Origin of the sequence: Candidatus Allofournierella excrementigallinarum (assembly GCF_944388085.1) — a bacterium.
Taxonomy (GTDB): Bacteria; Bacillota; Clostridia; order Oscillospirales; family Ruminococcaceae; genus Allofournierella_A; species Allofournierella_A excrementigallinarum.
On record NZ_CALXHK010000003.1, the window covers coordinates 1 to 26,906 of the forward strand.

Sequence of the window (26,906 nt, forward strand, 5' to 3'; positions counted from 1 at the left end):
TGTACCTCCAAAATTTAATGTTCTGGAAGTAATGTAAGCGTGGGTTTGTGGTGTGGTATCCTTAACTATGGGAAACTCCCCGTTCCCATTTGGAGACCGCCCGGTCCGTCACATGCAGGCGCTGGGCCAGCTCCTTCTGGGTCAGTCCTTTTTCTTTGCGCAGTTCCCGTATCAGCGCGCCGGTGGCTTGGTTGTTCATCGCTTGTCCCTCCCTTTTGCCTCTCTATTATAACGCCGCGCCGCCGTTCCTGCACCCAACCGGTGGTTGAGTATGCCCTTGCCGCCCTGACGCGACTTTTTTTGCGGGTGACGCTTGTTGTGCTTCGGATTTCATACTACAATAGGATATATACGAGAGGATGAAAAGGAGAAGCGTTTATTCCCTGGCGGGGCTGTTCGCGCTGTATGCCCTTTATGGAACGGATGTGTTTTCCCGCGCGGCAAGCGTTTCCGGCTCGCTCTGGTTCCCCGGGTTCCGGGAGTATGTTTTCTCCCATGAGCTCAAGGGTCAGCCAGGCCGTGTTTTCTTTTCCGTGGGCGACAGAGAAAGCCGGACAAAGAACCCTGTGCTGCAAACGGTGCAGGAAAACACCGAGGCAATTTGCGGCTTTTACCGTGACAAGGGGCTTTGCACCACCTTCCGGCTGAACCGCGGCGGCCACCATGATCACCCTGCAGAACGGGCGGCGGAGGGCATTCAATGGTTGTGCATTGAATAGCACCGTTCTGGGTGATCGTGATACAATAGAATCATGATAAGGGGGACCTCTGTTATGAATTTTGATGTCAACAAGCTGGTCTGGACCCGGCCGCCGAAGCAGTACCGCATCGCGGCGGACCGGATCGGAATGACCACGCAGCCCTACACCGGCCTGCGGTGTTCTCGCAGATGGAGATGACCGAGTGCCAGTGGCAGGCCCACGACGGCCAGCAGCCGGACTGAGCCCGTCGCGGCCGCCATTCAACGCCATAAGGAGGACCGAAATGGAGGCATGAGCCGCTGGATGATCTATCGCAACGACTTCAACTGGACCCATCAAGGAGGAAATGAACAATGAAAACGGCAATTTGCTATCTTTCCTGCCACCATGGCAACACCCGCAAGGTGGTGGAGGCCATGGCCGAGGCGGGAAATGCCGACCTCATCGACGTGCGCACCCGGCAGGCGGTGCGGCTGGAAGAATACGACCTCATCGGCTTTGCCTCCGGCATCTACGGCTTTGAGATGCACGAATCGGTGGCCGCTTTCGCCCGGCAGTATCTGCCCGCGGGCAAGCCGGTGTTCTTCGTCTACACCTACGGCGGCGCAAAGGGCACCGGCGCAAAAGTGCTGGCTCAGATCGCCGCGGAAAAAAGCTGCCCGGTGCTGGGCGAATTCAGCTGCAAGGGCTACGACACCTTCGGCCCCTTCAAGCTGGTGGGCGGCCTTGCCAAGGGCCGGCCCAGCGCGGAAGATCTGGAAAATGCGCGGGCGTTTTTCCGGGGGCTTGAGACGACGTGACACAGGGGGAAAAGGATGGACTGGAAATTTGAGACCGCCGGCCCCACCGGGGAGTGCAGAGCTTTTGGCGTGAATATTTTCAAATATCCCTGGCGGAATTGCAAAGAGACCGCCACCGTCACCGACTCCCGCCACGGCGTGGAAAAGGTGTTCCATGTTTATGAGGTGGAGATCGACGGCGTCGTCCGCCGCTTTGCCGGCGGGGAGTTTTCAAACGGCGTGTTCGGGGTGTATCTGCCGGCGGACTGAGGTGGAAGGAAAATGATTCCTGCCAAATCGTTTGCAAACCATGAGAAGCTTGTTTTTTACCCGAAGTTTTTCAGACGGTTTTTCAGCTTGCTTCCAGCGGCGTCTATACTGATCGGCTGCGGCACGATCTCGCACAGCAGCTGGCAGCACTCAAAAAAATTGCAGCCGTTCATCACCGGGCATGTGCTTGCACATGAGGGGACGCTTTGAAGTGGAGCCGCTGTGCCCGCATGTGCCTTTCACGAATCGCTTGTCTGCGGCCATTCCAAAAATTCTGGATGCCATAAAAGCCCAGTTTATGCCCCGGTAAACACACGGAAGGAGCCCCCATGAATATGCTCGAAGACCGCCGGCCGACCCTCGCTTCCTGGCCCAGGCGGATGTACGATTGGAGCGAGGTGCCCGTCCCCTTCCAGGCCGCGCTGGCGGGCTGGAACGCCGCGGGCATGCCGCCGGGCAACGTCACCCTCATCCCCCGCATCCATCAGTACTCCGGCGCGCCGGAATATGCCGCCGCCTGGTTCGATGGCGAGGTCTGTCTCCAGCGCATGGCCGGCGGCAGACTGGATGTGTGGCGCATCCGGCCCGGCGACGTGGCGCAGGTCGGTTATTCCGTTCAGCTGATAAAATGCACGGTCACCGTCCGGCTCAAAGAGGGCGGACGGGCCGGCTTTTCCTACAACAAGACAAAAGAGGACCAGCTCTACCCTGTCCTCAGCCTCCTGCTGGGCCAGCCCGCCGGCCGCCGGCCGCCCCTGCGGCATCCCGACGCCTCTGCGTTTGCGCAGCTTTTGCAGGAGAGCTACGCCATGTACTACACCTCTCTGCTGGCCTATCGCTTCGGCGGCCGGATCCTGGATCATATCTTCCTGCGGGGCAAACACCAAAACCTGCTCTACCTTCTCCAGCGCCGGCCTGACCCCGAGTGCTTCTGCGCCATGACGGACGCGGGGCTTGTGTGCATCCTCACCGACTTTTACGGCACCTCCGCGCTCTATATGCCGAAGTCCTCCCCCTGTTCCCTCCGGGTCAAGCCCCTGCCCCGCGGCAAGGGCAGCGGCCTTTATCTGCGCGCCCTGGAGGACGGGGAGCATCTGTATTTCCATCTTCTCCCAGGCCAGGAAGGCCCGGCGGGCGCCTTTGCCCGCCGCTGGTTTTCCCCCGCGGCGGCAGACTGAAAGCAGGCGTGTCCCCGCCGCTTCCCCCGTCACAAAAGCCCGCAGGGCCGGTGTTTCCAAGGCTCTGCGGGCTTTCCTGCTTTTCCTGCGGCGCGCTTTGCGCCGTGGCCGCCGGCGGCCTGCCCTGCATGCAGAAAAGCCTCGCCGTCACAAGAACGGCCGCCGCTTCGGAGAAGGGCATGGCCAGAACGCCGGGCAGCAGGCGTTTCAGATGCCGCCCGCAAGCCCATTGGCCTTGAAAACGCCTGGGTCACGATATAACCTTCTTGATGCCGGGGTCCTCCGGGGCTATAATAAAGGATATAGTAACTATAATGTCAAGGAGGCTGTATGGAAAATCTTTTTTCGATCGGCGAACTTGCGAAGTATCAGAACATCTCCAAGCAGACCCTGATCTTTTACGACAAGATCGGCCTGTTCCGCCCGGCCTGGGTGGACCCGGACAACGGCTACCGCTACTACAGCGCCGCCCAGCTGGATTTTCTGGACACCATCCTCATCATGAAAAAAATCGGCTTCTCGCTGAAGGAGATCCAGGAGCACATGAAGCACTACACCATCGACAGCAGTCTGGTGCTTCTGCGCAGCCAGCTGACCCGCATCGACCAGCAGATCGCCGAACTGAACCTCATCCGCAGCCGGCTGGCCCACCGCTGCGACCAGATGGAGCGCGCCAACTCCTTCCGCCAGCAGCGCGCGGCGGTGCATGTGGGGCGGGCGGAGGGCCAGTATATCCTCTACGAGCCGGTGCAGCCCCCTTACAGCCCCCGGGAAGTGAGCATCGCCACCAAAAAGTGCTTTGCCGCCTCCTTTGAAAAGCAGCTGCCCATCTTCTTTCAGTGCGGCGTGTCGGTCCCGCTGGAGCGGGTGCGCCGGGGCGATTTCATCCAGGCGTCGCTGGCGTTCCTGCTCACCGAGAACACCCCGCTGGCCAGCAACATCCGCCAGCTGCCCGCCGGGCGGTGCGTCAGTTTGTACCACTTCGGCGACTACGCCTCCATGGGCCGCTCCTATCAGGAGCTGCTGCGCTTCTGCGACGAAAACGGGCTGGAGATCGTCTCCGATTCCTATGAGTTCTGCATCAACGACTACCTTTCGTCCTACGACGAGAACGAGTATATCACCAAGATCATGTTCTACATCCGCTGACCCCTTTTGCCCTGTCCTTTGCGGCGGGGCAAAATTTTTTTGCAGATTTCACTTGACAAAGTCAAATGACGGTGTATACTTGACCTTGTCAAGTGACGAAAGGAGCGGGAACAATGTTTGACACACTGGCTTATCATTCCTCGGTGTTCTACCGGGATTTCACCGCCTACACCAGCGAGAAGCTGGAAAAACTGGGCCTGCACTTCGGCCTGCTGTTCTTTCTGATCTATGTGGGCAAGCACCCGGGCACCACGCCTTCGGACCTGACCGAGGCGCTGCATCTGGACTGGGGCCACTCCCAGCGGTGCATCACCAAGCTGGTTGAGAACGGTTTTCTCACCAAGGAGAAGGCGGGCCGCCGCTACCAGCTGGACCTGACCGAGAAGGGCCGGGAGGCCTTTGCCATCAGCCATCAGGTGTTCTTCGACTGGGACGAAAAGCGGCTGGCCGTTCTCACCGAAGAGGAGCGGCAGACCCTGTTCGCCCTGCTGCGCAAGCTGACCCCGGGCCGGGAGGTCCCGCGCCATGTATGAGGCCATCGGGCGGCCGCTGGAGCTGGGGGGCCTGCGGCTGAAAAACCGCATCGTGTTCGCCCCCACCACCCTGGGCCTTGCGGAACCGCAGCAGGAGGAACTGCTGCGGCGCATCGCCGCCGGAGGCTGCGCCCTGGCCTGGGTGGGCGACGTGCCGGTTGGTAAGAAGGGCTTCGGCAGCCTGTTTTCGAAAAAAGGGTTTGAGCACTACCGGCGGCTCACCGGCGCGCTGCACAGCGAGGGGTGCCTGGCGGGGGCGCAGCTGCATCAGTCGGATTCGGACCTGGGAGCGATGGTGAAATACCTGCCCGCCCTGCTGACCCGGCGCATCAGCCCGGACGAGCTGCGGCAAAAGCTGAACGACGCGGCCGGTCCCTACATCACCGGCCTGCCCGCCGAAAAGGTGAAGCGCATCACCGCCGCCTTCGGCGACGCGGCCGCCCAGGCCCGCCGGGCGGGCTTCGACCTGGTGCAGGTGCACGGCGACAGGATGTGCGGCAGCTTCGCCTCCTCCCTGTTCAACCGGCGCACCGACGCTTACGGCGGCAGCCTGGAAAACCGCCTGCGCTTTGCCCGGGAGGCGGTGGAGGCGGTGCGGGCCAGCCAGCCGGACCTGCCCATCGACTTCAAGCTGGTGGTGCGGCTGGAAAACTACGGCCGGGCGGGCCTTCTGCCCGACGAGCTGGCGGTGGCCGTGCCGATGCTGGAGGCCGCGGGCGTGACCAGCTTCCATGTGACGCTGGCGAACCACAGCGCCCTGACGGACACCATCCCCCCGGCGAACCACCCGGACTTTGGGGAGGAAGGCTGCTTTTTGTTCCTGTGCGACATGGTGCGGCAGTACACCCGCCTGCCGGTGTGCGGCGTGGGCGGGCTGACCGACCCGGACTTCGTGGAGCGGCAGCTGGCCGAAGGCCGCATCGACTGCGCCGCCATGAGCCGCCAGCTCATCGCCGACCCCGACTGGCCCAACAAGGTGCTCGGCGGCCGTGCCACCGGGGCGCGCCGCTGCGTGCGGCGCAACAAGGGCTGCCTGAGCGGCCTGATGGAGCGCAAGGGCGTTCGCTGCATTTTTCAAGGAGGCAACAGAAAATGAGTTATGCCATCGTTTATTCCAGCCGCACCGGCAACACCGAACTGCTTGCCCGTGCCATCCAAAGCGCTCTGCCTGCGGAGGACTGCCTTTACTTCGGCGGCCCCGACGCGGCGGCGCTGGTGGCCGACCGGCTGTACGTCGGCTTCTGGACCGACAAGGGCAGCTGCGACGAAGCGCTGGCGGCTTTTCTCGCCACTGTGGAGCACAAGGAAGTGTTCCTGTTCGGCACCGCCGGGTTCGGCAGCCAGCCCGCCTATTTCCAGGCGGTGCTGAAGCGGGTGCAGGCGAACCTGGGCCAGGGCTGCACCCTGGTGGGCAGCTACATGTGCCAGGGCAAGATGCCCCAGGCGGTGCGCCGGCGCTACGAGGCGATGCTGGCCGCCCCGGACCACGCCCCCAATCTGGAGGCCATGATCGAGAACTTCGACCATGCCCTCTCCCACCCCGACACGGCGGACCTGGATGGGCTGAAAAAGGCCGTTCTGGCCGCCGGCGGGAATGAACGTCAGCATTGAATTTTCAGAAGGGTACGGATTTGCCAAGCGGGGGCGGATGCGGTATACTCTCCTTGTATCCGACAAAAAACGGCACAAGGCGGTGGAACATGAAAAAGCTCACGATGCGGCAGCTGCTGGCGGTGGCCAGCATGCTGTTCGGTATGTTTTTCGGCGCCGGGAACCTTATCTTCCCCGCCGCCATGGGCCAGCTGGCGGGCAGCAGCGTGTGGCTGGCCTGCGCCGGCCTGCTCATCACCGGCGTGGGCCTGCCCCTGCTGGGGGTGGCCGCCCTGGGCGTCAGCCGGGCGGACGGCCTGCTGGAGCTGAGCAGCCGGGTGGGCCGCCGCTACGGCCTGTTCTTCACCTGCGCTTTGTATCTCACCATCGGGCCGCTGTTCGCCATTCCCCGCTGCGCCACCGTCTCCTACACGGTGGGCGTGCAGCAGCTGCTGCCGGGGGCGGGCCAGCGGGCGGCGCTGGCGCTCTTCTCCCTTGCATTCTTCGGCGCGGTGCTGTTTTTCTCGCTTCGCCCGGGCGAGCTGCTCACCTGGATCGGCAAGGTGCTCAATCCGCTGTTTCTGTGTTTTCTGGCGGTGCTGGTGGTGCGGGCGCTGATTTCGCCCCTGGGCGCGGTGAGCGCCGCGGCCCCCGTGGGCGCCTATGCGGCAGACGCCTTTGCCGCCGGTTTTCTGGAGGGCTACAACACCATGGACGCGCTGGCGGGGCTTGCCTTCGGCATCATCGTGGTGGACGCCATCCGCCGGCTGGGGGTCGCCGAGCCCGGCCAGGTGGCCAGAAGCACCGTGGGCGCGGGGGTGTTCAGCGCGCTGCTGATGGGCCTCATCTACGTTCTGGTGGCGGTGATGGCCGCCCAGAGCCGCGGGCTTTTCGAGCCCGCGGCCAACGGCGGCGAGGCCCTGGCCCAGATCGCCCGGCACTATTTCGGCAGCGCGGGCGCGCTGATTTTGGCGGCCACGGTCACGGTGGCCTGCCTCAAGACCGCGGTGGGGCTGGTGAGCAGCTGCGGCGAGGCCTTTGTGCAGATGTTCCCCCGCGGGCCCCGCTACCCGGTTTGGGCCACGGGCTTCTGCCTGTTCTCCTTTGCCATTGCCAACCTGGGGCTGGACGCCATCCTGGCCTGGACCGCCCCGGTGCTGATGTTCCTTTATCCCCTGTCCATCGTGCTCATCCTGCTGACGCTGTTCGGCCGCCTGTTCGGCAGCCACCGCACCGTGCTGGCCTGGACGGTGGGCTTCACCATCCCGGCGGCGGTGCTGGACCTGGTCTGCGCGCTGCCCCAGGGTTCGGCGGCGGCCCGGCTGCTGGCTCCGGTAGCGGGCCTTGCCCGGTGGCTGCCCCTGGCAGACAAGGGCTTCGGCTGGGTGACGCCTGCGCTGGCGGGCCTTCTGATCGGCCTTGCGCTGGCCAAACGCCCCCGGCGCGCGGCCTGAGACACAAAAAACTTCCCGGTGGGACCCACCGGGAAGTTTTTCGTTCTGTCAGTTTTCCGCCTGCTGCACATAGCCGGAGGCCGGGGGGCCGCCCTCGATGTCGGTGACGCCCCGTCCGGTGTTGGGCTCGAACTGGGACCAGACCGCGTCGCAGAAAAAGGCCGCAGCCGCCACGGTGCACACCGTCACCAGCAGTTTTCGGTCCACGCGGGCAAGGGCCGCGTCCAGCAGCGGGGCCGCCATGTACACCACCGCCAGGCCCCCCACGCCGAACACCAGCAGGCCCTCGGCGCAGATGCGCCCGTTCAGGTTGAGGAAATAGCCGCTGTAGTCCCACCACTGGGTGCCGCCGGTGGCCAGTTCCAGCACCAGCGACGTCACGTACTCCAGCGTGCCGCACAGCAGGATGGTGGCCAGGAATTCCAGCCCAGGCCGGCCCCGCAGCCGGTAAAGCACCGTGAGCATGAGCACCGCGCCGGTGCCGTAGATGGGCAGCCAGGGCCCGTGAAGCACGCCCCGGTTCACCAGCTCGCCGGTGGACACCAGATGCAGGCCCACCTCCCACAGCCAGCCGAAGACCGAGAGGCTCAAAAAGATGGCCAGCAGCGACCAGACGGAATAGCGCCGCATGTAGTTCAGCGATTCCACCAGCTTCTGCCGCTCCTCTTCCGGCAGGGGATAGAGCCGCACGGGATAGGCCGTGCCCTCCACGTCGTCCATCAGCGCGAACAGCCGCACCCGGTCCGCCCGCCTGGCCTCGGCCACCCGGTCCTGCTCCCGGGGGAACAGCAGCACGCCGAAGTCGTCCGCCAGCACGCCCCGCCAGCCGGAAAGGCTGTGCCGCTCGCCATCGGGGGCGTTCATCACCCGGATGACGTCGCCGTATTTTTTGGCGATGGCGCCGGCAGGCGCTTTTTCATAGAGATAGTCGTCGTTCAAAAGCTTCGCGTCCTGCAGGCCATTCAGGATGGCCAGGGCCCGCAGCCGGGCGTAGTAGCGGGTGAAGCAGGCCACTTTGTAAGGGTTGGTGAACAGCACGTCGCTCACCCCCAGGGTGAGAATGCCCAGCAAGTCCCATCCGATGAAGGACAGTTCGAGCACAAAGCACTCCCACTTGTGGCCCCGCATCATCCGGCGGGAGAGGCCGATGGCCTGCCGGGCGCTCATGTCCGGGTTTTCCGCCACGATGTAGGGCACCAGGAAGTAGGAATAGCGCTTCACCACGCCCCCCACCACCGTGAGGCACCACAGCAGGTACAGCACGTATCTCACGCACATGGTCCAGGCGGCCCGCCGCCAGCGGCGCACCCGGATGAGGAACAGAAACCGCTGGGGGGTCACCCGGTCGTAGAGCATGCCCTCCAGAAAGACCCGGCGCATCACCACCGGGAACACGTTCTGGATGAAGAACCAGAACACCGCCAGGCCCAGCGCGAACGCCGCCACCAGCAGCGCCACGCCGCCGCTCTCCGAGCCGGTGATGGAGGCGGCCGCCGCCGCTGCCGTGACCACGATGGAGCCGGAGGTGATCTGGTTGACCACCTCGGACAGCACGCCCCGGGTGCGCCCAAAGGCCGGGTCGCCCTTTCGGGCGGCCTCCACCGCCGCCTGCTGGGCCCGGTCCGCCGCGTCCCGCCCGGCCTGCAGGTCGTTTTCCGCGATGGTGGCCAGGATGCCCTCCCAGGAGTTTTCCGTCACCTGAGTCTTGGGCGCGCTGCTCTGGCCGGCCGCCCCCAGGCTTCGGACCGTGGAAAAACCCAGCGCGCCGGAGAACTCCGAGCCCAGGAAGGCCGCGATCAGGCAGGCGGCTGCAAAGATGAACCAGTGTTTTTTCAGGCAGGTCTTTGCCTGGCTTTTCATTTTCTTTCTCTCGCTCATTGCCGCAGCACCGGGCGGGCAGACGCCCGCTCTCCTCCCCTTCCAAATCAGTATAGACAGTATATGATATGCCGCGCCAAAAGGCAAGCGGTCCGCCATCCATCCGCAGGAAAAATCCGGCCGCCCGTCCAATGAAATTTTCATAAAGGGGGTAAAGCGCCCTGAAAGCCATGGTGCAATGAGCTGCTTGGCCGGAATCATTCTCAAATGCGGCCCTGAACGCGGAATAAAGCAGGCCCCCTGCCGCAATGTGCGGCAGGGGGCCTGCTCTTTGTTTTTCACTGCCGCTCAGCTGCCCAGATATGCCCCGGTGCGCCTTGTCAGCTGCATGTAGTGCTTGTAGAGGATGCCGAACCGACGCACATAGCCGGGCCTCCAGGGCTTGGATTTGCCGCAGAAGTGCAGGATGCCGGTGTTGCGCATCACCCAGTCCATGTCGCACACGCCGCCGCTGCGCAGCAGATAGGCGTTGTAGTTGCGGGCGTCGTAGTTCCAGAGGGTGTCGTCCAGTTCCAGGGTCCTGTCGCCGTAAAGGGCGTTGAGGATGTCCTGGTCCGGCAGCAGCAGCGCTTTGCCCTTCTCCCCGGCATAGCGGAAGATGTCCTGGGGGCGCACCTGCGCCCGGGCGGCGTTCAGGTCGATGAGCAGCACGCCGGAATTGAAGTATTTGCAGTCGGTGCCCAGGCGCACCTGGTTGATGTTGTTCATCAGGCCGGTCTTGCCGGTGTGGGAGGCGGCGGCGAACAGCCTGCCCTCCAGCGGCGTTTCCCACAGAGGGCGCAGGGAGTTGAGCGCCAGGGTGTCCGGGTCGATATAGAGCACCCGGTCCAGCTCCTTGGGCAAAAAGCATCCCGCCAGCAGCCGGTAATACATCTCCTGGGGATACTGCCGGGTCACGGGGGCCGCGCCGAACACCGTCCGGTCCACCGTCAGGCAGCGCAGGGTCAGCCCCAGCCGCCCGCACTGGCGCTCCACCGTTTCCAGCGCGCCGGGCCTGATGCCGCTGTGCAGCAGCCACACCGTCAGCGGCTCGTTTGGGTGGGCGGTGCGCAGCGAGGTCAAAAGCACCTGCAGCGGCGGCAGGTAACGCTCATTCAAGGTCACAAGGATGTTGATCTCGTTCATTTTGCTCAGTCCTCCTGTGGGCGGCTTGCCGCCCTTTTTTAATAGTACTCCATTTTGGCCGCCGTTTCCACCACCCATTCAAAACTCTATGCCCGCCCTGCCCTGTTCATGCAGCCGCGCGCCGCCCCCGGCCGGCGCGCTTTTCTTTCGGTTGCGCGGCTTTGCACGGCAAATTATAATAGTTTCAAAGGCATGTGTAACGAAACGGCCCGCTCGGGCCACAAATGGGGTGAAAGGGGGCGGGCGGCATGGGCACACCGCTGGAAGAACTGTTCAGCGCCTTTCACCGGGATGTTTACACCTATCTTTTCAGCCTGTGCCGCGACGCCGCCCTGGCGGAGGACCTGACGGGCGAGACCTTTCTGGAGGCGGTGCGCTCCTTCGCCTCCTTCCGGGGCGAGGCGGACTGCAAGACCTGGCTGTTCGCCATCGCCCGCCGCCGGTGGTTCGCCTGGCTGAAACGGAAAAAACGCCGCCCGGAGACCGAGGCGCTGAGCGAATTTCTGGAGTGCGGCGAGCCGGGGCCCGCGGCCCGGGCGGACGCCGCCGAACTCTTCGCCCGGGTGCGGTCGCTGCTGGCCGCCGAGCCGCCCCGGTCCCAGAAGATCGCGTCCATGCGCCTGGAGGGATACTCCTTTTATGAGATCGGCCTTGCCTGCGGCGTGAGCGAATCCTCCGCCCGGGTCATTGATTTTCGGGTGAAAAAGCGCATCCGCGCCGCGCTGGAACAGGAGGGATACTATGAACGGTGACATCGGCTGCGAAATCTGCAAGGACCTTCTGCCCCTGGTGGAGGACGGTGTGGCCAGCGAGGCCAGCCGCACCGCCGTGGCCGCCCATCTGGAGCGCTGCCCGGACTGCCGCGCCCTGGCCGCCGGGGCCGTGCCGCCGCCCCCCGCCCCGGACGGCGACGCCCTTCTGCGGCGGGTGCGCCGCACCCTGCGGGGCTTTGCTCTGGTGGTGCTGCTGGCCGGGGCCCTGTTCGGCATGGGGCTTTCCGGCAGCATGAACATGTTCTACAACAGTCTGCTGATGCCCGCCATGGGCGCGGCGGCCTATTACGTCTGGCACTGGAAGGCGGCGGCGGTGCTGCCGCCCCTGCTGGCGGGCATGAGCCTCGTCTGCTGGGTGCTGTGCTGGGGCTGGGGCGTGGAGGCCGCGCCCCTGCCGGGTTATCTCATCTGGGCCGCCATCTACTGCGTTCTGGCGCTGGTGGGGGTGGCCATCGCGGGGCTGTTCCACTTCGCGCTGAAAAAGGAGGGCTGACGCCATGAAAAAACACATTCTCAAACTGACGGCCTTCGCCGCCGCCCTGGCTCTGCTGGCGGGGGTGCTGTGGTTCTCGAACGGCTTGCTGGGCAACCCGGTGTCCAAATTTCTGGCTGCCCGCGCCGCCCGGGAGTATCTTGCCGGCCAGTACCCCGGCGCGGATTATCAAGTGGAGTCGGTGAATTACAGCTTCAAATTCGGCGGCTACACCGCCGCCGTCGTCTCCCCCACCAGCATCGACAGCCACTTCACCCTGGGCCTTTCCATGACCGGGCGCATTTTGTGGGACGGCTACCACTCGGTGGAGAGCGGCTGGAACACCTGGGAGCGGCTGAACGGCGAATACCGCGCCCTGGTGGATACGGTGCTGGACGACCCGGACTTTGGCTACAACGTGTTCATCGGCTTTGGCGACCTTTGGATGGAACATGAGTACGGCGAGCCCTGGCCGCCCTATATCCTTTACAGCGACCTGGAGCTGGACGGCGACTACGACATTCGCCAGCTGGGCAAAGCCTGCGGGCGGCTGACCCTGTATGTGCGGCAGGAGGAGGTGAGCGTGGAAGAGGCGGCCCAAATTCTTTTGGATACCCGCCGGGCGCTGGACGAGGCAAACATCCCCTTCTACTGCATCGACTTCGTGCTGGAGCACCCCCTCACCGAGGACGGCCGCCTGCCCGAGGGCGACGTGCAGCTGCGGTACTTTGCCTGTGAAGACATCCGGGAGGAGGGCCTTGTGGAGCGGGTGGAGGCGGCGGACGCCGAGGCGAAAGCCTACTACGCCGCCAAGGACGCGGAAAACGCCAAGCGCAACGAGGAGAATTTACAATAAGTTTACCATCCCCCCGCCGCCCCCTTCTTGATTTGGGGGCGGTTTTCGGGTATGCTGTATGATAAGCATTATTTTTTTGAAGAAAGGCGGGAATCATTTGGCTTCTCCGTTTCAGTTCAATTCCGACAACCCCTTCGGCAGCATCTTCGGCTTTTCGATGGGCGGCATGGGCGGCCCCGGCGGCTCCCCCGGCGGCCAGCCCCGCCGCGCCCCCCGCAAGCCCCGGCGCGTTTTGGTGAAAAGCCCGGTGGCGCGGGTGCTGGTGAACCTGCTGGTGACGCTGGCCTTCGGCCTTGTTTATTTTTATCTGGAGCTGCCGGCGTTGAACCTCCAGGCGAGGGAGTTCTATGTTTTCGTCTTTTTGCTCTGCGCGGTGTACTGCGGCATGGCCATCTTCACCTCCGGCTTTGAGAGCGGCAACCCCAAGGGCTACTTCACCTTTGTGAAAAAGCAGTGCACCCTGCCCTTCTTTGTGGTGGTGGGTCTGGTGGCGGTGGCGCTGGTGGGCTCGCTGCTCTCCTGGGAGGTGCTCCGCGCCGGCAGCTATTCCAAGCTGCTCACGGTCAAGACCGGCGACTTTGCCAGCGAGGTGGACGAGATCCGCTACGACCAGATCCCCATGCTGGACGCCGACAGCGCCCAGCGCCTGGGCAGCCGCAAGCTGGGCGAACTGGCAGACATGGTGAGCCAGTTTGAAATTCTGCCCACCTACACCCAGATCAACTACCAGGGCCGCCCGGTGCGGGTGACCAGCCTTGCCTACGGCGACCTCATCAAATGGTTCACCAACCGCGCCGAGGGCCTGCCCGCCTACCTCATCATCGACATGGTGACCCAGGAGGCGGAGGTGGTGCGCCTGGACGAAGGCATGAAATACACCACCGCCGAGCACTTCGGGCGCAACCTCTACCGCCACCTGCGGTTCCACTTCCCCACCATGATGTTCGCCCAGCCGGTGTTTGAGATCGACGACGAAGGCACCCCTTACTGGGTGTGCAGCCGGGTGGTCAAGACCATCGGCCTGTTCGGCGGCACCGACATCCAGGGCGCGGTGCTGGTGAACGCCATCACCGGTGAAAGCACCTATTACGCCTATGAGGACGTGCCCAGCTGGGTGGACCGGGTGTATGCCTCCGACCTCATCATGCAGCAGTACGATTACTACGGCCTGTATCAGAACGGCTTTTTGAACTCCATCTTCGGCCAGCGGGACGTGACCCAGACCACCGAGGGCTATAACTACATCGCCATCAACGACGACGTGTATATGTACACCGGCGTGACCTCGGTCACCAGCGACCAGTCCAACATCGGCTTCCTTTTGAGCAACCAGCGCACCAAGGAGACCTTCTTCTACCCGGTGGCGGGCGCCACCGAGGCCTCGGCCCAGGCCTCCGCCCAAAGCCAGGTGCAGCAGATGCGCTATGTGGCCACCTTCCCCCTGCTTTTGAACATCGCCGACCAGCCCACCTATTTCATGTCTTTGAAGGGCGACGACGGGCTGGTGAAGATGTACGCCATGGTGAACGTGCAGCAGTATCAGATCGTGGAGACCGGGCAGACGGTGGCGGACTGCGAGGCCAACTACCGCCGCGCGCTGGCGGAGAACGGCCTCATCGCGGGCGGCGAGGCCGAGGTGCCCGATGCAGAGCACAGCGAGGTCTCCGGCGTTCTTGCCGAGATCCGCACCGCCGTGATGGACGGCAACAGCTACTACTTCCTGCGCCTTGAAGGCGGGGACGTGTTCTACGCCGTCAGCGCCGCCGACAGCCCCGTCGCCGTCATCCTGAACGTGGGCGATGAAGTCACCATCACCTACGCCCCCGGCGAGGAGGGCAGCATCCTCTCCGGCACGTCGGTGGAACGCGCCGCCGTGAGCACCAGCCCGGCGCTGCCCGCCGGCGAGGGCGAGACCGGCGGCGATGCCTCCGGGCAGGAAGATGCCCCCAGGCAGGAAGAGGCCGCCCAGCCGCAAGCGGCCCCCGCCGCCTGAGAGCAAGGGCGCAGGGCCGCGCAAACACAGCAAAAAGGCCGCTTCGGGAAATTCCCGAAGCGGCCTTTTCTCTTGCCAAAAAAACTTATTGCGCCTTCCAGGCGGCCAGGGCGGCCTCGATGACCCGGTCCATGTCGTAATACTTGTACTCGCCCAGCCGGCCGCCGAAGATCACCTTCTCCTCGCCCTCGGCCAGCGCCTTGTACTGCTGGTACAGCGCGCCGTTGGCCTCGTCGTTCACGGGGTAATAGGGTTCGTCCCCCACCTTCCATTCGGCGCTGTACTCCCGGCTGATGACCGTCTTGGGCTGGGCGCCGAACTCGAAGTGCTTGTGCTCGATGATGCGGGTGTAGGGGGTCTCCGCGTCGGTATAGTTCACCACCGCGTTGCCCTGGTAGTTCTCCATGTCCAGCGTCTCGGTCTCAAAGCGCACGCTGCGGTAGGCCAGCGCCCCCAGCCTGTAGCCAAAGTAGGCGTCGATGGGGCCGGTGTAGACCACCTTGCCGGCCAAAGCGTCCCAGGCGGCCTTGTCCGCCAGATAGTCCACGCCCAGGCGCACCTGGGCGCCCGCCAGCATCTTCTCCACCATGGCGGTGTAGCCGCCCACGGGGATGCCCTGGTACAGGGCGTTGAAGTAGTTGTTGTCGTAGACAAAACGCACCGGCAGCCGCTTGATGATGAAGGCGGGCAGTTCGGTGCAGGGGCGGCCCCACTGCTTTTCGGTGTAGTGCTTGACCAGCTTCTCGTAGATGTCGGTGCCCACCAGATTGATGGCCTGCTCCTCCAGGTTTTTGGGCTCGGCCACATAGCGGGCGGCCCGCTGGCGCTCGATCTCGGCCCGGGCCTCGGCGGGGGTGATGACGCCCCACATCTTGTTGAAGGTGTTCATGTTGAAGGGCATGTTGTAAATTTCGCCCTTGTAGTTGGCCACCGGGCTGTTGGTATAGCGGTTGAAGGTGGCAAAGCGGTTCACATACTCCCACACCTCGCTGTTGCTCGTGTGGAAGATGTGCGCGCCATAGCGGTGCACCTGGATGCCCTCCACCGCCTCGGTGTAGATGTTGCCGGCGATGTGGTCCCGCTTTTCGAGCACGAGGCAGGTCTTTCCCGCCTCCATGGCTTTCTGGGCGAACACCGCGCCGTAAAGGCCCGCGCCCACGATGAGATAGTCGTAGTGCTCTTTCATCCTGCTCCTCCTTAGTTGAAGCCGACCAATTTCTGGCTGATCTTGTAGGCCGCCACAGCGATGGCGCGGCCCGCCGCGCCGGGCAGGTTCATCACGATGCCAAAGAGCCCCCAGCGCAGCTTTTTGTAGACCCAGGGGTCAGAAGAACGGATGTACTGCCACAGCTGGCGTTTTTTCTCCAGATGCTCCGCCTCGCCGCCCCGGATGAGCAGGATGGAGGAGACGGTGGTGATGATCTCCAGATAGTTGAACAGATACTTGCGCAGCCGGGGCTCCTTCACCGCCTTCAGGTCCACCTGCTCCAGCATCAGCTTGTTCACCCGCAGCTGCTGGTCGATGCGGCGGATCATCACCGTCTCGTTCACCGACTGGTCGTTGCGGCCGATGTAGTAGTGGTAGAGGTCCACATCCAGGTAGTAGAGGGTCTTGACCCAGCGCATGGGCACATAGACATAGAGGTTATCCACATAGAAGGTGTGGCGGGGCAGGTCCAGCTTGCAGTCGCGCAGCAGCTGGGTGCGGTAGATGACCGAGTGCATCAGGATGTACTGGCCCTTGCGGAAGTGGCCCGCCTCGGCCCAGGTGAAGGGCTTGCCCTCGGGCAGCACGCCCCGGTACTCCATCACCTTTTTGTGCTTTGCGCCCACCTTGTCGTAGATGTAGTTGCAGACCAGCAGGTCCACCGGCTCGCCCTGGGCAAAGCCGCGCAGGGCGTCCAGCACCCGTGGGTAGGCCTCTTCGTCCAGCCAGTCGTCGGAGTCCACCACCTTGAAGTAGAGGCCGGTGGCGTTTTTCAGGCCGGCCATCACCGCCGCGCCGTGGCCGCCGTTCTCCTGATGGATGGCCCGGACGATGCCGGGATACTTCGCTTCCAGCTCGTCAGCGATGGCGGCGGTGCCGTCCTTGGAACCGTCGTCCACCACCAGGATCTCCACCTCGTCGCCGCCGGGCAGCAGCGTCTCCACGCAGTGGCGCATGTAGTCCTGGGAGTTGTAGCAGGGGACTGCAATGGACAGAAGCTTCACGCTTTTCGTCCTCCTTCGATTTGTTGTTGCCGTGCGCGCCAAAAGGCTGCACACAGATATTATACACGATTTTTGGAAAAATGGGGCACAAAATTTGCACTTTTTCCTGCCGGGCAAAAAAAGGAACGGGCGCCCCTGCACCTATAACGATGCAGGGGCGCCCGTTTTTTCATTCCAGGCCCGAACGGCGCTCAGGCAGCCTTTGCGCTCTCGGGGAAGATCTTCTTGTTCACGAAGAAGAACACCACCATCGAGATGCCGCCGTTGAGCACGGTGGTGCCGATGTTGTAGATGAAGTCGGGCACCAGCAGGCCGGCCACCGCCACCCAGACACAGTTGATGGAGTTGACGATGCAGGTGATGACGATAAACGCCGCCACATACCAGGCGATCTGAGGGCCGATCTTGCCCTTGGAGCGGAAGACGAAGCTGCGCTGGATGGGGAAGTTGATCATCTCGCCGATGACCATGGCCACCATGTAGGCGCAGAAGTAGGCAAGGCCGCCGTGGGCCTGGTCGTAGCCCAGGATGTTCCACTCGAAGGTCTCGCCGAAGAGGGTGACCGGGATGCCCGGCCAGCCGAAGGCGGTGTCGCCCAGGCCCGCGAAGGCCGCGGGCAGAAATTGCAGCATCAGATACTTGAACACGGTGATCAGGTTGCTGACGATGACAAACAGGCCGCCCTCCCGCACCCATTTGGCGGCGGCGGGGTGTTGATCCGCAAAGTCGTTCCAAAGCTTCATTGTTGGTGTTTCCTCCTTGTACCAGGCGTTCTTCCAGGCTGTTCTGCGCCTTGCCGCGGCGAGGGGCTCAGCCCTGCGCGGACTTTTTCTCGGCCTTGGCGATGCGGGAAAGGCTTCGCCAGCCGCGCCAGACCTGCCCCAGGCCCTTGAAGAAGTGGCCGTTGACCATCACCAGGATGCCCTCGGCCATCTCCATGCTCACCATGCCGTTCATCATCTTGGCGATGCCGCGGAAGGGCATGTTGTAGATGAACAGGATGTTCAGGTCGGGTTTTCCCTGGGCGATGCTCTTTTCCTTCATATTGGTCAGGATGCGGCCCGCCAGCCGGGCGATGGGGTTTTTGGCGTAGTACATCTGGCAGATGGCGTCGTTCATCTCCAGCAGCCTGGTCTCGTCCCATTTGCCTTCGGGCACTTGGCGGCCCAGCAGGGCGGCAAAGGCCTCGTCGGGCACATCGTCCAGCTTGAGGTCATAATAGCAGGCCAGCGCTTCCTTGTCCGCGGTGGCCTGCACGGCCTCGCCCGCCACGTTCACGCTGCCGGACAGGCGGATGTCGGCGCAGCTGGAGCCCACCATCACGGTGTACTCGCCGCCCTCCACCTTCCAGGCCCCGGCCTGCGCATCGTACCAGCGGAAGGCCTTGTCGTCCAGGGGGATGGTGACCCGGCGGCTCTCCCCTTCCGCCAGGCGCACCTTGGCAAACGCCTTGAGTTCCTTGGCCGGCCGCAGGATGGCGCTGCCGGGCTTGCCGATGTAGACCTGCGCCACTTCGGCGCCCTCCACACTGCCGGTGTTGGTGAGGGTGAAGCTGACCTCGGTCTCGCTCACCGCAAGGTCGCTGTAAGCGAAGGTGGTGTAAGAAAGGCCGTAACCGAAGGCAAACCGCACGGGCTTGTTCGCCGTTTCAAACCAGCGGTAGCCCACGAAGGGGCCCTCCCGGTATTCGGCGGTGCGCTGGCGGCCGGGCCAGTAGTGGCTCACCGGCTCGTCGGCCCATTCCAGCGGCCAGGTCTGGCTCAGGCGGCCGCCCGGGCACACCTGCCCGGTGATGACCCGCAGGGCGGCCGAAGCGCCCGCCTGCCCGCACAGGCCGGTGTAGACCAGGGCCTTGCAGTGCTCCAGCCAGGGGGTCTCCACCGGGCTGCCGGCGGCCAGGACCACCACCACGTTGGGGTTGGCAGCGGCCACAGCCTTCAGCAGCTGGACCTGATTGTCCGGCAGGCGCATATGCTCCCGGTCCAGGCCCTCGGTCTCGCTGATCTCGGGCAGGCCCATGTAGAGCAGCACGGTGTCCGCCTGCCCCGCCAGGGCCACGGCCTGCTCGGTGAGGGCCTTGTCCGCCGCGTCCGCCCGGGTAAAGCCCTGGGCGTAGCCCACGCTCTCCAGGGGCATCTTGTCCAGCACGTCCAGGGCGCACTCCAGTTTGGTGGGGTTCACCAGGCTGCTGCCCGCGCCCTGGTAGCGGGGGATGGCGGCAAAGTCGCCGATGACGGCCACCTTCGCGCCGGCGGCCAGGGGCAGGATGTTCTCCTCGTTCTTCAGCAGCACCACGGCCTCTTCCGCCACCCTGGCGGCCAGGGCGTGATGGCCTTCCTTGTCAAAGCTGCCGTCGGCCTTTTCCTTCGGGGCCACCGCCAGGATGACGTCCAGCAGTTCGTCCACCCGCTGGTCCACCACCTCCTCGCCGATGACGCCCGCCTTCACGGCGGCGGCCAGCTGGCGGTCGGAGTCGCCGGCGGTGCCGGGCATCTCCAGATGGCTGCCCGCGCGCACACCCTCCACATGGTCGTTGGAACCGCCCCAGTCGGTGACCACGGCGCCCTCAAAGCCCCACTCGTTCCGCAGGATGTCGCTGAGCAGGGCCTTGTCCTCGTTGGCGTAGGTCCCGTTGATCCGGTTGTAGGAGGACATGATGAATTTGGGCTTGCCTTCCTTGACGGCGATCTCGAAGTTGGTGAGATAGATCTCCCGGAAGGTACGCCCGTCCACCACGCTGTCGCTTACCATGCGCAGGGTCTCCTGGCTGTTGGCGGCAAAGTGCTTGGGGCAGGCGGCGATGCCCCGGCTCTGGATGCCCCGGATGTAGCCTGCGGCCAGCTTTCCCGCCAGGATGGGGTCCTCGGAGAAGTACTCAAAGTTGCGCCCGCACAAAGGGCTGCGCTGGATGTTGAGGCCGGGGCCCAGCACCACGCTCACCCCCTGCGCCACCGCCTCCTCGCCCAGGGCCGCGCCCAGTTCCTCGCCCAGGGCGGGGTCCCAGGTGCAGGCCACGGTGACGGCGGTGGGCCAGCAGGTGGCGGGCAGGCTGGCGTTCAGGCCCAGATGGTCGCCCTCGCCCATCTGCCTGCGCATGCCGGTGGGGCCGTCGGACAGGTAGATGGCGGGCACGCCCAGCCGCTGGACGGGGCGGGTGCTCCAGATATCCCGGCCGGACAGAAGGCCGCACTTCTCCTCCAGAGTCATCTGCTCGATGAGTTCCTTGTGTTTCATTGTTCGCTCCTTGCTCTGCCGGGCTTTACGGCCAGGGGGCGGAGCCCGAAGGCCCCGCCCCGGAAAGACCGTAAAAGCGAAAGGTTGTTATTCGGCGGCGCCCTCGCCCTCAGACACGGTCACAACGGGCTGCTCGGAAACGCGGCGCTTGTAGTTCTTGACCGCCTTGATCTCCAGGGCCGCCAGCACCAGCACCAGCACGGCGTCGATGCCGTAGCCGATCAGCTGCCAGGTGGGCAGGCCGGGGTTCAGGTTCTCCTCCGCGTAGGCGCGGCTGTTGACCACGGTGTAGAGGATGTTCTTGCAGGCCTGACGGGCGGCCAGCACGCCGGTGGCGCTGGTGGTGTCGGTCAGGTAGTTGGTCTCGGTGGGGTAGTTCACCAGGCAGAAGTCGGTGCCATTGCGGATGGCCTGGTCAGCGTCCATGTAGCCGTAGACGCCGAAGTAGTCGGTGAGGACCATGCCCACGAAGCCCCACTCGTCCCGCAGGACGGTGTTGCACAGGGCGTTGGAAGCGCCGGCCCACTCGGTGCCGATATAGTTGAAGGAGGACATCACCGCGTCGGCGCCGCCTTCCTTCACGGCCAGCTCAAAGGGCTTGAGGTAGATCTCGCGGATGGACTGCTCGCTCGCCCAGGTGCAGAGCATGGTGTTGCGGTTGGTCTCCTGGTCGTTCAGGGCGTAGTGCTTGATGTAGGAGTACACGCCGTGGCTCTCGGCGCCCTGCACGGCCTGGGCGGCCAGCTTGCCGCTGAGCACGCCGTCCTCAGAGTAGTACTCGAAGTTACGGCCGCTGAACGCGGAGCGGTGGATGTTCATGGCAGGAGCGTACCAGCCGGACACATCCAGGTCGTCGGCCATGCGGCCGATGGAAGCGCCGAACTTGTAAACGGTGTCGGTGTTCCAGGTGGAAGCCATCATCACGGTGCCGGCAAAGCCGATGGAGCCCTGCTGGGTGAAGTTGTTGTTGATGGAAGCAGGGCCGTCGCAGTCGTAGGTCTGCACCTTGCCGATGCTGTTGATGGGAGCAGTCTGGTAGCCGCCCATGGCGATGAGCTCGCTCATCTCGGAGACGGTGAGCTGATCCAGGAAAGTATCCCACTGGGGATCGTCATAGGCAACGCCCCGCATCTGGACCAGCTGGATGCCGTTGGAGGCGCCGGTGGTGGGCATCACGTCGTCGGCGTTGTTGTAGTTGTTGGGGTCGTAGTTGGCGTTGTTCAGGAAGGTAGCCTTGTCCTCCTCGCTCATGGACATGCTGGCGGGAGCGGCAGTGGCCTCGGCGTAGTTGGCGAAGTGGTCGGCGCGGGACAGGTAGGTAACGTCGCCCTCCACGTTCTCGAACTGGTTGGTGGGAGCGGTCAGGTCGTTGGAACGGCCCTCATCGTAAACGATGGTCTCGGGCACATTGTACACGCGGCTGTCCAGCACGGTGTGAGAGTCGGAGTTGATGCTGATGACGTAGTCGCCGGCCTCCAGCACGTAAGCGGCCTCGCCGTAGGTGTCGTAGGAAGCCATGTCCTCCGCCTTGAAGCTGATGGTCAGGGTCTGGGAAGCGCCGGGCTCCAGGATGTCGGTCTTGTCAAAGGCCACCAGGTTGGCGGTGGCTTTCTCGATGCCGCCGTTGGTGTAGGGCGGATTATAGAAGACCTCCACCACGTTCTTGCCGGCCACGCTGCCGGTGTTGGTGACGGTCACATCAAAGCTGATGGTATCGCCGTCCACGGTGATGTCGCCCATGGTCTGTTCAAAGGTGGTGTAGGAAAGGCCGTAGCCGAAGGGGTACATGACGGTGGAGTCGTAGTCGATCAGGCCCTCGGCGGCGGCGGTCTCGTAGAACTTGTAGCCCACGTAGATGCCCTCAACGTAGTTCACGAAGCTGGGCAGGGCGGTGGTTTCCTCACCGGTGGAGAAGTTGGTGGAGATTACGGCGTGCTCGTCCATGTTGTCGTACATGAACTGGCCGAAGTTGTTGACGATGGGGGTGTTGAACAGGTCGTAGAGGAAGGTGTCCACGGTCTTGCCGGAGGGGTTCACCGCACCGGCCAGCACCAGGCCCACGGCGTCAAAGCCGTTCTGGCCGGGGCAGGGAGCGTAGACAGCGGCGTCCACGCCGTACTCTTCCAAAAAGCCCAGTTCCATGGCGTTGTTGGTGTTGATGAGCACGATGACCTTGTCGAAGTTGTCGCACACCATCTGCAGCATCTCTTCCTCGCGGTTGCTCAGCTGCAGGTAATGGTCGCCCTCGTCCCAGTCGTTGCCCTCGTTCAGGGTGTCGTCATACACGCCGTTGAAGTAGGAGTTGCCGGTGGTGGCGTCCCGTTCCAGCCAGCTGCCGTCCACGACGGCGGCCATGTCGGTGGGCATGTCGGCGTTCTCGCCGCCGGGCCGGGAGATGACCACCAGCGCGGTGTCGGAAAACTCCTTGGCGGAGGCCATCAGTTCATCGGTGTAGGCGCTGACGTTGGGCTCGGGCAGGGTCCAGTCCTGGGCCCACATGCCCACGCTGGGGCGCTCGGCCTGATACGCCTCGTAGAAGTCCACCAGGTCCTGGTTGACGTTCAGGCCGGCGTTGGTCAGGCCGGTGATGAGGTCGGTCACGGCGTACTGGTCGTTCAGCGCGCCGGAACCCACGCCGCCGTAAACGGGGGCGGTGGAAGCCCAGCCGAAGACGTTCACGTTGGCGCCGCCGGCCAGGGGCAGGGCGCCGTTGTTCTCCAGCAGGGTCACGCCTTCGCTCACCAGCTCGGTGTTGACCTCGTAGGCCTCGGCCATGCTCTCCTCGGTGATGGAGCCGCCGCCCATGGCCAGGTTGATCATGGTGAACATGGGCCCGAAGCAGATGGCGTTCACCACGATGATGACCGCCAGGCCCAGCGCCACCAGGGCGCTGCTGCGGACGAGTTTCTTCTTCGCGGCGGGCAGTGCCTTGCAGGCAATGATCACCGCCAGCGCGACGACGAGAGCAACGCCCAGCACGATCAAGTGGGTCTTGACGCTGGCCAAAACGTTGATCACGTCTTGAATGTTGATGGCTAACATGTTGCGATTCCTCCTTGTGTATCTTCCGCCGGGCGCCTTTTTGCCCGCGCGTTGTCACGGTTTATACTTTAACACAGATTTTATCATTGAAGCCGCCAAAGGTACAAACTGCCATTTTTACGGCACAAACGGGAAAACGCTTTGTGCAAATTTGCAACGAAAAGCCCGGCTTGTTTGTGTAACACGCACAAGCCGGGCTTTTTTCTTTCTTTTTTATTCTTCCTGCGCCGCTTCCGCCAGCGGCAGCAGGATCTTGAGTTCGAACCAGTTCTTCCGGGTGTTCACCGTCACGGTGCCGCCGTATTTCTGGGCGGTGCGCCGGATGCTCTTGAGGCCGTAGCCGTGGTAGTCGGTGTTGCCCTTGGTGGTGCGGGGCAGGCCGTTTTCGAAGGTCAGCTCCCCCTCAAAGCAGTTCTCGAAGCGCAGCAGCGCGAAGTTCTTCTGGCGGGACACCGCCACGTGGATGAGGCGCTTTTCCCTGTCTTCTATCTTCTTCACGCTCTCGATGGCGTTGTCCAGCGCGTTGCCCACCAGGGTGCACAGATCCATGGGACTCACCCCCGCCAGCACCGTGCCGTCGGCCACCGTGGTGAGGTGGATGCCGTGCTTCTGGCAGTAAAGGCTCTTGCCGGTGAGCAGCACGTCCAGCACCTGGTTGCCGGTCTTGTTCTGGGCCTCGTAGGCGTTGATGTCGCTCTCCATCTCGTCCAGCCAGGCGCTGCGGCGCTCGGCGTCCGGCTCGGCCCGCAACGCGGCGATCTGGTGCTTGAGGTCGTGGTATTTGCGGTTGATGAGGTCGATGCTCTCCCGCGACTGCTGGTACTGGGCGTACTGGCTGCGCAGGATGCTGTCGATGGTCTCCAGCTCATGGCGCATCTGCAGCTCCGCCCGCTGCAGGTGGTAGGCATAGAGGATGGCGATGCCTCCCAGGTCCACCAGCGTGCGGATGTTGAAGATGTCGCTCACGTACTGGCTGCTGAAGGGGGTGTCCGCCTGGGTGTAGCTCAGGTTGCTGATGAGGAAGGCAGACGCGCCGATGATGGCGGCGTTGGCCAGCTCCCGCGGGGTGATGGCGATGGGGTGCTCCGCCGTGTGGCTGCGGGCTTCCAGCAGGAACATCAGGCCGAACACCACGGCGTAGACCACCGCCAGGCAGGCCAGCCGGGCAAGGAAGCTGTCCTGCCCCGCCAGATTGGCAAAGTGATAGTACAGCTGCCACTCCAGCGAAGCGCCGAACTCCGCCAGGATGAAGGCCCGCACGGTGTAGTAGCCGGCGTTCAGCGCGCCCCGGCCGCACGCCAGGAGCAAAAACAGGAACATCAGCCCGATGGCCGCCAGCATGCAGGGGATCCACAGGGGCAGAGGCACATCGTCGGTGGCCACCAGAAAGGCGCTCTGCACCGCCAGCATGGCCGCCGCAAGGCCCCAGAAGCGCAGGCTGCCCCGCTTGGCGGGCAGCAGCGAGAGGATGTAGACAAGGCAGGCCAGCCACTCCGCCAGCGCCGTGTACAGGCGGGGGATGTCCGCCAGTCCGCCCGGGTTCATTTGACCACCTCGCCCACATAGTCGGTCAGCGCCGCCAGGAACTCATTCTTGCGCCCCCGGCTGATGGGCAGGGCATGCCCGCCCACGATGGCGCAGCCGTCCCGCACGCCGTCCACATGTTCCAGGTTCACAAGGCAGCCCTTGTTGCAGCGGAAAAAGCCGTAGCTTTCCAGCTTTTCCTCCACCTCCCGGATGGTGCCGGTGGTGGTGTGCTCCTCCCCGTCGGTGACGAACACCAGGCTGTGGCCCTGGCTTTCCACATAGAGGATGCGGGAGATGTCCAGCTTGCGGGCCCCGCCCCGGATGGCGATGGTCATGTAGCGCCTTGCCCGCCGCTTCATCCGGCCGATGGCCCGCTCCAGCCGCTGGCTGAAGGCAAAGTAGCTCACGGGTTTCAGCACATAGTCCAGCGCGTCCACCGCGTAGCCCCGAATGGCATACTGGGCCATGTTGGTGATGAAGATGATCACCACCTCCGGGTCCACCTTGCGTATCTCCTCGGCGGCGGTCATGCCGTCCATGAACTTCATCTGCACATCCATCAGGATGATGTCGTACTGGGCGCGGTAGTTCTCCAAAATCTCGTCGCCGTCGCAAAAGCGCGCCGTCTCAAACGCCTCGCCGCTCTCGGCAGCAAAGCGCGCCAGATACTCCTCCATCTGCTTCGCGCAGGAGTCCTCGTCCTCCACAATGGCGATGCTGATCATGGGCTTCTCTCCTTTCCTGAAATGCTTTTGGGCCGGCGGACCGGCCAAACATCTTTTGGAACAAGTGAACAGGGCAGCGCGCCAGGCGATGGTCAAACTGCCGGAAAAGGCGGCAAATGGCGCGGCAGCAAAGCCAAGGCTGCCCGCCCCGGCCAAGCAGCCGCGCCGCGAAGGACGATTCTTCTTGGGCCTCTGTCAGGGGATGAACACGCTGTGGATGGCGCTCACCGCCCGGTCGGCCTCGCTTTCGTCAATGATGACGCTGATCTTGATCTCGCTGGTGCTGATCATGTGGATGTTGACGTTTGCCTCGAACAGGGCCTCGAACATGCGGCTGGCAACGCCGGGGTTGGACTGCATGCCCGCGCCCACCACGCTGACCTTGGCGTAGTTCTTTTCCACCCTGATCTCCTTGCCGCCGAAGCGGGGCTGGTTCTCCTTCAGCACCTCCACCGCGTTCTCGGCCTCGCCCAGGGGCACGGTGAAGATCAGGTCCTTGTTGTCGCCGCGGCCGGTGGACTGCAAAATGATGTCCACGTTGATGTTGCGGCTGGCCAGGGCCCCGAACACTTTAAAGGACATGCCCGGCACGTCCGGCACCTCCATGATGGAGATCACCGCCACGTCGGTGTCCTTGGCAACGCCCTTGATGAGCATTCCTTCCATATCTTCTGCTACCTCCTTCACGATGGTGCCCGGCGCCGGGTTCAGGCTGGAGAGCACCTCCAGCTCCACGCCGTATTTTTTTGCAAGTTCGACGCTGCGGTTGTTCAGCACCTGGGCGCCCAGGCTGGCCAGCTCCAGCATCTCGTCAAAGGTGATCTGCTCCAGCTTGCGCGCGCCGGGCACCTTGCGCGGGTCGGCGGTGTAAACGCCTTCCACGTCGGTGTAGATCTGGCAGCGGTCGGCGTGCAGCGCGGCGGCCAGCGCCACGGCGCTGGTGTCGGAGCCGCCCCGGCCCAGGGTGGTGATGTCCTCCAGGCGGTTCATGCCCTGGAAGCCCGCCACCACCACCACGCGGTTGCGGGCCAGCTCGCTCTCCACCCGCTCGGTGTCCAGCCGGCGGATGCGCGCCTTGGAGTAGGCGCGGTCGGTGATGAAGCCCGCCTGCCAGCCGGTGAGGCTCACCGCCTGCACCCCCAGCACGCTCAGGGCCATGGCCAGCAGCGCGATGGAGATCTGCTCGCCGGAAGCCAGCAGCATATCCATCTCACGCCGGCTGGGCTCGCTCGAGATCTCGGCCGCCTTGGCGATCAGGTCGTCGGTGGTGTCGCCCTGGGCGGACACCACCACCACCACGTCGTTGCCAGCCTTGCGGGTGGCGGCCACGATGCGGGCCACGTTGAACACCCGGTCACGATCGGCCACGGAACTGCCGCCGAATTTTTGCACGATCAAGGCCAAATTTCCTCAACT

At 63.9% G+C, this 26,906-nt stretch carries 24 protein-coding genes and 1 pseudogene; 14 read left to right on the forward strand and 11 right to left on the reverse strand.

All coding sequences use genetic code 11. From position 1 onward, the window contains the following. Positions 1 to 70 precede the first annotated feature (70 nt). Positions 71 to 199 (reverse strand): annotated as a pseudogene (locus ACH2AT_RS00810) (helix-turn-helix domain-containing protein); the annotation flags it as partial. Between the two features lie 574 nt (positions 200 to 773). Here ACH2AT_RS00810 and ACH2AT_RS00815 point away from each other — a divergent pair. The 10 genes from ACH2AT_RS00815 to brnQ all read left to right on the forward strand — a co-directional run bounded on the left by ACH2AT_RS00815 (position 774) and on the right by brnQ (position 7,654). Beyond that, on the forward strand, positions 774 to 899 hold the full coding sequence (locus tag ACH2AT_RS00815; protein ID WP_394962697.1) for a hypothetical protein: 126 nt from the start codon (positions 774 to 776) through the stop codon (positions 897 to 899). 155 nt (positions 900 to 1,054) lie between these two features. After that, a complete protein-coding gene (locus ACH2AT_RS00820) occupies positions 1,055 to 1,501 on the forward strand; it encodes a flavodoxin family protein (RefSeq protein ID WP_394962698.1) in 447 nt (148 codons plus the stop codon). 15 nt (positions 1,502 to 1,516) lie between these two features. Continuing rightward, on the forward strand, positions 1,517 to 1,750 hold the full coding sequence (locus ACH2AT_RS00825) for a hypothetical protein (RefSeq protein WP_394962699.1): 234 nt from the start codon (positions 1,517 to 1,519) through the stop codon (positions 1,748 to 1,750). A gap of 12 nt (positions 1,751 to 1,762) precedes the next feature. Then, positions 1,763 to 1,960 (forward strand): hypothetical protein, encoded by a 198-nt coding sequence (locus ACH2AT_RS00830; RefSeq protein WP_394962700.1) that lies wholly within the window; start codon positions 1,763 to 1,765, stop codon positions 1,958 to 1,960. Between the two features lie 119 nt (positions 1,961 to 2,079). Continuing rightward, a complete protein-coding gene (locus ACH2AT_RS00835; RefSeq protein WP_394962702.1) occupies positions 2,080 to 2,928 on the forward strand; it encodes a hypothetical protein in 849 nt (282 codons plus the stop codon). 330 nt (positions 2,929 to 3,258) lie between these two features. Next, the gene (locus ACH2AT_RS00840) at positions 3,259 to 4,077 is read left to right on the forward strand and encodes a MerR family transcriptional regulator (RefSeq protein ID WP_394962704.1); all 819 of its coding nucleotides are present in this window, start codon (positions 3,259 to 3,261) and stop codon (positions 4,075 to 4,077) included. Between the two features lie 113 nt (positions 4,078 to 4,190). Beyond that, the gene (gene bilQ, locus ACH2AT_RS00845; RefSeq protein ID WP_177522196.1) at positions 4,191 to 4,610 is read left to right on the forward strand and encodes a bilirubin utilization transcriptional regulator BilQ; all 420 of its coding nucleotides are present in this window, start codon (positions 4,191 to 4,193) and stop codon (positions 4,608 to 4,610) included. Beyond that, positions 4,603 to 5,706: a bilirubin reductase gene (bilR, locus tag ACH2AT_RS00850; RefSeq protein ID WP_394962707.1), complete on the forward strand. Its 1,104-nt coding sequence runs from the start codon at positions 4,603 to 4,605 to the stop codon at positions 5,704 to 5,706. The genes bilQ and bilR overlap by 8 nt, the downstream gene beginning before the upstream one ends. Beyond that, the gene (gene bilS / locus ACH2AT_RS00855) at positions 5,703 to 6,221 is read left to right on the forward strand and encodes a flavodoxin family protein BilS (protein ID WP_394962709.1); all 519 of its coding nucleotides are present in this window, start codon (positions 5,703 to 5,705) and stop codon (positions 6,219 to 6,221) included. The genes bilR and bilS overlap by 4 nt, the downstream gene beginning before the upstream one ends. A gap of 89 nt (positions 6,222 to 6,310) precedes the next feature. Then, complete coding sequence (gene brnQ / locus ACH2AT_RS00860; RefSeq protein ID WP_394962711.1) at positions 6,311 to 7,654, forward strand: branched-chain amino acid transport system II carrier protein; 1,344 nt, start codon at positions 6,311 to 6,313, stop codon at positions 7,652 to 7,654. A 48-nt stretch (positions 7,655 to 7,702) separates the two neighbouring features. Here the strand turns inward: brnQ and ACH2AT_RS00865 are convergent, their stop codons facing one another. Both ACH2AT_RS00865 and ACH2AT_RS00870 read right to left on the reverse strand, forming a co-directional pair. Further along, a complete protein-coding gene (locus ACH2AT_RS00865; protein WP_394962713.1) occupies positions 7,703 to 9,514 on the reverse strand; it encodes a DUF975 family protein in 1,812 nt (603 codons plus the stop codon). A 306-nt stretch (positions 9,515 to 9,820) separates the two neighbouring features. After that, on the reverse strand, positions 9,821 to 10,657 hold the full coding sequence (locus tag ACH2AT_RS00870) for a glycosyltransferase family 8 protein (RefSeq protein WP_394962715.1): 837 nt from the start codon (positions 10,655 to 10,657) through the stop codon (positions 9,821 to 9,823). Positions 10,658 to 10,905: 248 nt separating this feature from the next. Here ACH2AT_RS00870 and ACH2AT_RS00875 point away from each other — a divergent pair, with 248 nt between their 5' ends. The 4 genes from ACH2AT_RS00875 (at position 10,906) to ACH2AT_RS00890 (ending at position 14,751) form a co-directional block, all read left to right on the forward strand. Then, positions 10,906 to 11,409: an RNA polymerase sigma factor gene (locus ACH2AT_RS00875; protein WP_394962717.1), complete on the forward strand. Its 504-nt coding sequence runs from the start codon at positions 10,906 to 10,908 to the stop codon at positions 11,407 to 11,409. Further along, on the forward strand, positions 11,399 to 11,923 hold the full coding sequence (locus ACH2AT_RS00880; RefSeq protein ID WP_394962719.1) for a zf-HC2 domain-containing protein: 525 nt from the start codon (positions 11,399 to 11,401) through the stop codon (positions 11,921 to 11,923). Before ACH2AT_RS00875 ends, ACH2AT_RS00880 begins: the two co-directional genes overlap by 11 nt. 4 nt (positions 11,924 to 11,927) lie before the next feature. Next, positions 11,928 to 12,758 carry a hypothetical protein gene (locus ACH2AT_RS00885; RefSeq protein WP_394962721.1) on the forward strand — a complete coding sequence of 277 codons (831 nt, stop codon included), beginning with the start codon at positions 11,928 to 11,930 and terminating at the stop codon, positions 12,756 to 12,758. Between the two features lie 97 nt (positions 12,759 to 12,855). After that, a complete protein-coding gene (locus ACH2AT_RS00890) occupies positions 12,856 to 14,751 on the forward strand; it encodes a CvpA family protein (RefSeq protein ID WP_394962723.1) in 1,896 nt (631 codons plus the stop codon). Positions 14,752 to 14,836: 85 nt separating this feature from the next. On the opposite strand, the gene glf is transcribed toward ACH2AT_RS00890, so the two are convergent. The 8 genes from glf to ACH2AT_RS00930 form a co-directional block, all read right to left on the reverse strand. Beyond that, complete coding sequence (gene glf, locus ACH2AT_RS00895) at positions 14,837 to 15,937, reverse strand: UDP-galactopyranose mutase (RefSeq protein WP_394962725.1); 1,101 nt, start codon at positions 15,935 to 15,937, stop codon at positions 14,837 to 14,839. 11 nt (positions 15,938 to 15,948) lie between these two features. Next, a complete protein-coding gene (locus tag ACH2AT_RS00900) occupies positions 15,949 to 16,962 on the reverse strand; it encodes a glycosyltransferase family 2 protein (RefSeq protein WP_394962727.1) in 1,014 nt (337 codons plus the stop codon). Between the two features lie 191 nt (positions 16,963 to 17,153). Continuing rightward, positions 17,154 to 17,705 (reverse strand): GtrA family protein, encoded by a 552-nt coding sequence (locus ACH2AT_RS00905; protein ID WP_394962729.1) that lies wholly within the window; start codon positions 17,703 to 17,705, stop codon positions 17,154 to 17,156. A gap of 67 nt (positions 17,706 to 17,772) precedes the next feature. After that, entirely contained in the window at positions 17,773 to 20,196 is a 2,424-nt protein-coding gene (locus ACH2AT_RS00910) for a glycoside hydrolase family 3 C-terminal domain-containing protein (RefSeq protein WP_394962731.1), read from the reverse strand. Between the two features lie 87 nt (positions 20,197 to 20,283). Beyond that, positions 20,284 to 23,238 (reverse strand): glycoside hydrolase family 3 N-terminal domain-containing protein, encoded by a 2,955-nt coding sequence (locus tag ACH2AT_RS00915; protein ID WP_394962733.1) that lies wholly within the window; start codon positions 23,236 to 23,238, stop codon positions 20,284 to 20,286. 213 nt (positions 23,239 to 23,451) lie between these two features. Continuing rightward, complete coding sequence (locus ACH2AT_RS00920; RefSeq protein ID WP_394962735.1) at positions 23,452 to 24,783, reverse strand: GHKL domain-containing protein; 1,332 nt, start codon at positions 24,781 to 24,783, stop codon at positions 23,452 to 23,454. After that, positions 24,780 to 25,490 carry a LytR/AlgR family response regulator transcription factor gene (locus tag ACH2AT_RS00925; RefSeq protein WP_394962736.1) on the reverse strand — a complete coding sequence of 237 codons (711 nt, stop codon included), beginning with the start codon at positions 25,488 to 25,490 and terminating at the stop codon, positions 24,780 to 24,782. Before ACH2AT_RS00925 ends, ACH2AT_RS00920 begins: the two co-directional genes overlap by 4 nt. Positions 25,491 to 25,685: 195 nt before the next feature. Continuing rightward, positions 25,686 to 26,894: an aspartate kinase gene (locus ACH2AT_RS00930; protein WP_394962738.1), complete on the reverse strand. Its 1,209-nt coding sequence runs from the start codon at positions 26,892 to 26,894 to the stop codon at positions 25,686 to 25,688. Positions 26,895 to 26,906: the final 12 nt, after the last annotated feature.

Excerpts from the sequence above, each read along its gene's own strand:
- brnQ (WP_394962711.1), top strand. The coding sequence starts at position 6,311 with ATGAAAAAGCTCACGATGCGGCAGCTGCTGGCGGTGGCCAGCATGCTG.
- ACH2AT_RS00920 (WP_394962735.1), bottom strand. The coding sequence starts at position 24,783 with ATGAACCCGGGCGGACTGGCGGACATCCCCCGCCTGTACACGGCGCTG.
- ACH2AT_RS00820 (WP_394962698.1), top strand. The coding sequence starts at position 1,055 with ATGAAAACGGCAATTTGCTATCTTTCCTGCCACCATGGCAACACCCGC.
- ACH2AT_RS00865 (WP_394962713.1), bottom strand. The coding sequence starts at position 9,514 with ATGAAAAGCCAGGCAAAGACCTGCCTGAAAAAACACTGGTTCATCTTT.
- ACH2AT_RS00830 (WP_394962700.1), top strand. The coding sequence starts at position 1,763 with ATGATTCCTGCCAAATCGTTTGCAAACCATGAGAAGCTTGTTTTTTAC.
- ACH2AT_RS00885 (WP_394962721.1), top strand. The coding sequence starts at position 11,928 with ATGAAAAAACACATTCTCAAACTGACGGCCTTCGCCGCCGCCCTGGCT.
- ACH2AT_RS00835 (WP_394962702.1), top strand. The coding sequence starts at position 2,080 with ATGAATATGCTCGAAGACCGCCGGCCGACCCTCGCTTCCTGGCCCAGG.
- ACH2AT_RS00870 (WP_394962715.1), bottom strand. The coding sequence starts at position 10,657 with ATGAACGAGATCAACATCCTTGTGACCTTGAATGAGCGTTACCTGCCG.
- ACH2AT_RS00925 (WP_394962736.1), bottom strand. The coding sequence starts at position 25,490 with ATGATCAGCATCGCCATTGTGGAGGACGAGGACTCCTGCGCGAAGCAG.
- ACH2AT_RS00905 (WP_394962729.1), bottom strand. The coding sequence starts at position 17,705 with ATGAAGCTTTGGAACGACTTTGCGGATCAACACCCCGCCGCCGCCAAA.
- ACH2AT_RS00880 (WP_394962719.1), top strand. The coding sequence starts at position 11,399 with ATGAACGGTGACATCGGCTGCGAAATCTGCAAGGACCTTCTGCCCCTG.
- bilQ (WP_177522196.1), top strand. The coding sequence starts at position 4,191 with ATGTTTGACACACTGGCTTATCATTCCTCGGTGTTCTACCGGGATTTC.
- glf (WP_394962725.1), bottom strand. The coding sequence starts at position 15,937 with ATGAAAGAGCACTACGACTATCTCATCGTGGGCGCGGGCCTTTACGGC.
- ACH2AT_RS00875 (WP_394962717.1), top strand. The coding sequence starts at position 10,906 with ATGGGCACACCGCTGGAAGAACTGTTCAGCGCCTTTCACCGGGATGTT.
- bilR (WP_394962707.1), top strand. The coding sequence starts at position 4,603 with ATGTATGAGGCCATCGGGCGGCCGCTGGAGCTGGGGGGCCTGCGGCTG.
- ACH2AT_RS00825 (WP_394962699.1), top strand. The coding sequence starts at position 1,517 with ATGGACTGGAAATTTGAGACCGCCGGCCCCACCGGGGAGTGCAGAGCT.
- ACH2AT_RS00915 (WP_394962733.1), bottom strand. The coding sequence starts at position 23,238 with ATGTTAGCCATCAACATTCAAGACGTGATCAACGTTTTGGCCAGCGTC.
- ACH2AT_RS00840 (WP_394962704.1), top strand. The coding sequence starts at position 3,259 with ATGGAAAATCTTTTTTCGATCGGCGAACTTGCGAAGTATCAGAACATC.
- ACH2AT_RS00815 (WP_394962697.1), top strand. The coding sequence starts at position 774 with ATGAATTTTGATGTCAACAAGCTGGTCTGGACCCGGCCGCCGAAGCAG.
- bilS (WP_394962709.1), top strand. The coding sequence starts at position 5,703 with ATGAGTTATGCCATCGTTTATTCCAGCCGCACCGGCAACACCGAACTG.
- ACH2AT_RS00910 (WP_394962731.1), bottom strand. The coding sequence starts at position 20,196 with ATGAAACACAAGGAACTCATCGAGCAGATGACTCTGGAGGAGAAGTGC.